The 3,463-nt window shown below is 72.9% G+C and carries 2 protein-coding genes; one reads left to right on the plus strand and one right to left on the minus strand.

Features of this window, described 5'->3' with window-relative positions:
* A partial coding sequence (locus WH07_RS02080; RefSeq protein ID WP_232788674.1) for an NHL domain-containing thioredoxin family protein occupies positions 1 to 1,834 on the plus strand: 1,834 nt, incomplete at its 5' end.
* Positions 1,835 to 1,909: 75 nt separating this feature from the next.
* Here the strand turns inward: WH07_RS02080 and WH07_RS02085 are convergent.
* Positions 1,910 to 3,295 carry a M18 family aminopeptidase gene (locus WH07_RS02085; RefSeq protein ID WP_046494572.1) on the minus strand — a complete coding sequence of 462 codons (1,386 nt, stop codon included), beginning with the start codon at positions 3,293 to 3,295 and terminating at the stop codon, positions 1,910 to 1,912.
* Between the last annotated feature and the right edge of the window lie 168 nt (positions 3,296 to 3,463).

Below are 3,463 nucleotides of genomic sequence, written 5' to 3' on the forward strand. Positions count from 1 at the left end.
CGCCCCGGCCCGCCGCGCCCGCGTGCGCGCCCCCGAACTGACCGGCAAAGGCGGCTGGCTCAATACCGGCGACACCTCCTACACCCTCGCCGACCTGCGGGGACGCATCGTCATTCTCGACTTCTGGACCTTTTGCTGTATCAACTGCCTGCATGTCCTGGACGAGCTGCGGGAGCTGGAGGAGAAGCACCGCGACACCGTGGTGATCATCGGTGTCCACTCGCCGAAGTTCGTGCACGAGGCCGAGCATCAGGCCGTCGTCGACGCCGTCGAACGGTACGAGGTCCATCACCCCGTGCTGGACGACCCGGAGCTGGCGACCTGGAAGCAGTACGCAGTACGGGCCTGGCCGACGCTCGTCGTCATCGACCCCGAGGGGTATGTCGTCGCCCAGCACGCGGGCGAGGGTCATGCGCACGCCATCGAGCGGCTGGTCGCGGAGCTGGAGGCCGAGCATGCCGCGAAGGGGACGCTGCGGCGCGGCAACGGGCCGTACGTGCCGCCGGAGCCGGTCCCGACCGATCTGCGCTTCCCCGGGAAGGCGCTGGTCCTGCCCGGCGGGAACATCCTGGTCTCCGACTCCACCCGCCATCAGCTCGTCGAGCTGGAACCGGACGGCGAGACGGTCGTACGGCGGATCGGCAGCGGTGTGCGCGGCTTCGGGCCCGACTCGTTCAGCGAACCGCAGGGGCTCGCCCTGCTCCCCGACGGCCGGGTGATCGTCGCCGACACCGTCAACCACGCGCTGCGCGTCTACGACCCGGTCAGTGGCGCGGTCGAGACCGTCGCGGGCACCGGCAGGCAGTGGTGGCAGGGCTCGCCGGACTCCGGGCCCGCCCTGGAGGTCGACCTCTCCTCGCCCTGGGACGTCGCGTGGTGGGCCGGGCGGGTGTGGATCGCGATGGCCGGGGTGCACCAGCTCTGGACGTACGACCCGGCCACCGGGACCGTCGGGGCCGCGGCCGGGACCACCAACGAGGGGCTGGTGGACGGGGCCGCCGCCGAGGCCTGGTTCGCCCAGCCCTCGGGGCTCGCGGCGGCCGGGGACCGGCTGTGGGTCGCCGACTCGGAGACCAGCGCGCTGCGGTACGTCGAGCGCGACGCGAACGGAAGCGACGGGGACGGGAGCGACGGCGGCGGTTTCGTGGTCCGTACCGCCGTCGGCACCGGGCTCTTCGACTTCGGGCACCGTGACGGCCCCGCCGGACAGGCCCTGCTCCAGCACCCCTTGGGCGTCACCGCGCTGCCCGACGGCTCCGTCGCCGTCTCCGACACGTACAACCACGCCCTGCGCCGCTACGACCCCGCGACCGACGAGGTGACCACCCTGGCGACGGATCTGCGCGAGCCCAGCGGCGCGGTCCTGGCCGGCGAGGACATCGTCGTCGTCGAGTCCGCGCGGCACCGGCTGACCCGGCTGCGGCTGCCCGACGAGGCGGTACGGGTCGAGGCCGTCGCCCATCGCACGCAGCGCGCCACCACGGACGTCGCGCCGGGCGCGCTCCGGCTGGAGGTGGTCTTCACGGCGCCGAGCGGGCAGAAGCTCGACACCCGCTACGGTCCGTCGACCCGGCTGCTGGTCTCCGCCACGCCGCCCGAACTGCTCGCGGACGGCAGCGGTACGGGGACGGATCTCAGCCGGGAACTGGTGCTGGCCGACGGCGTCACGGAGGGCGTGCTCCATGTCTCCGCGATGGCGGCCTCCTGTGACGACGACCCCGCCAACGAGTACCCGGCCTGCCATGTCCACCAGCAGGACTGGGGCGTGCCGGTCCGGGTCACGGACACGGGAACGGCCCGGCTCGCCCTCGTGCTCGCCGGGCTCGAAGCGTAAACAATTCGCTCGACGGGACCGCTGCCCCGTACCGTGGGCGTCCTCGGCCACGGCGGGGCGGGCGGTGACGTCCCGTCAGCCCTCCAGGAACGCCACCAGCGTGTTCGCCAGGTGGTACGGGTCGTCCGCGCCGCACAGCTCCCGCGCGCTGTGCATCGACAGGATCGCGACCCCGATGTCGAGGGTCTGGATGCCGTGCCGGGCCGCGGTGATCGGGCCGATGGTCGTACCGCACGGCATCGAGTTGTTGGAGACGAACGACTGCCAGGGCACGTCCGCCTTCTCGCACGCCGCGGCGAAGACGGCACGCCCGCTGCCGTCCGTCGCGTACCGCATATTGACGTTGACCTTGAGGATCGGCCCGCCGTTCGCGCGCGGCTGGTGCGTCGGGTCGTGGCGCTCGCTGTAGTTGGGGTGCACGGCGTGGCCGGTGTCCGAGGACAGGCAGATCGTGCCGGCGAAGGCCCGCGCCCGGTCCTCGTACGTGCCGCCGCGGGCGAGCACGGAGCGCTCCAGCACCGTGCCGAGCAGCGGGCCGTCGGCGCCGGTGTCCGACTGCGAGCCGTTCTCCTCGTGGTCGAAGGCGGCGAGTACGGGGATGTACGGGAGGGGCGCGTGGGGGCCGTGGGATTCCGTGGAGCCGCCTGGGCCCGCGGAGCTGCTCGATCCCCCCGAACCGCCGCCGGAGCCGCCGCCCGTGCCGCCGGGGCCGGTGGCGACCGCGGCCAGCGCCGCGGTGGCGGCGTGCACCGACAGCAGATTGTCCATCCGGGGCCCGGCCACCAGCTCGCGGTCGCGGCCGAGGTAGGCGGGTGGTTCGACGGCGTGCGCCATCAGGTCCCAGCCGGTGATCTCCTCGGCGCCGATCCCGGTCTCGGCGGCCACGAAGCGGATCAGATCGCCCTCCTCGGGCTCCCCGAGGCCCCAGACGGGCTGCATGTGCCGCTGCCGGTCGAGCTTGAGGCCGTCGGTGTTGACGGACCGGTCGAGATGGACGGCGAGCTGCGGTACGCGCAGGAGCGCGCGGTCGACATTGACCAGCCGCTGCGAGCCGTCCCGCAGGGTGATCCGGCCCGCCAGCCCCAGATCGCGGTCGAGCCAGGTGTTGAGCAGCGTCCCGCCGTAGATCTCCACGGCGATCTGGCGCCAGCCGTACGCGCCGGTGTCCGGCAGCGGCTTGACCCGCAGATTGGGGGAGTCGGTGTGCGCGCCGACGATACGGAAGGGGGTGTGCGGCAGGGCGCCCTCCGGTACGAACCAGGCGATGATCGCCCCGCCCCGCAGCACGAACCGTCCGCCCGCCGACCCGTCCCAGGCGTCCGTCTCCAGCACCTGCCGGAAGCCTGCCTTCTCCAGGCGCTCCGCGGCATTGGCCACCGCGTGATACGGCGACGGGCTGGCCGCGAGGAAGGACATGAGGTCGTCGGTGTGGCCGCGGTCGAAGCGGGCGGGAGTGCTCATGGGGTTCACCATAACGACGGCCCAGGACACCGGGCCCGTCACCGGCTGCTACGGCTCGTACCGGGGCGGGACAAGCTCCGCACATGGGGAGAACAGGCACGGGTGAAGGGCCGGACGGGGGTCGAGGGGCGGTCGAAACGGAGTTGAGGGACGGTCGAACAAGGGGGC

The sequence above is a fragment of the Streptomyces odonnellii genome (assembly GCF_000981895.1).
Classification (GTDB): domain Bacteria; phylum Actinomycetota; class Actinomycetes; order Streptomycetales; family Streptomycetaceae; genus Streptomyces; species Streptomyces odonnellii.

What these genes read in the sequence shown, in the direction of transcription:
- WH07_RS02085 (WP_046494572.1), bottom strand. Translation starts at nt 3,295, where the DNA reads ATGAGCACTCCCGCCCGCTTCGACCGCGGCCACACCGACGACCTCATG.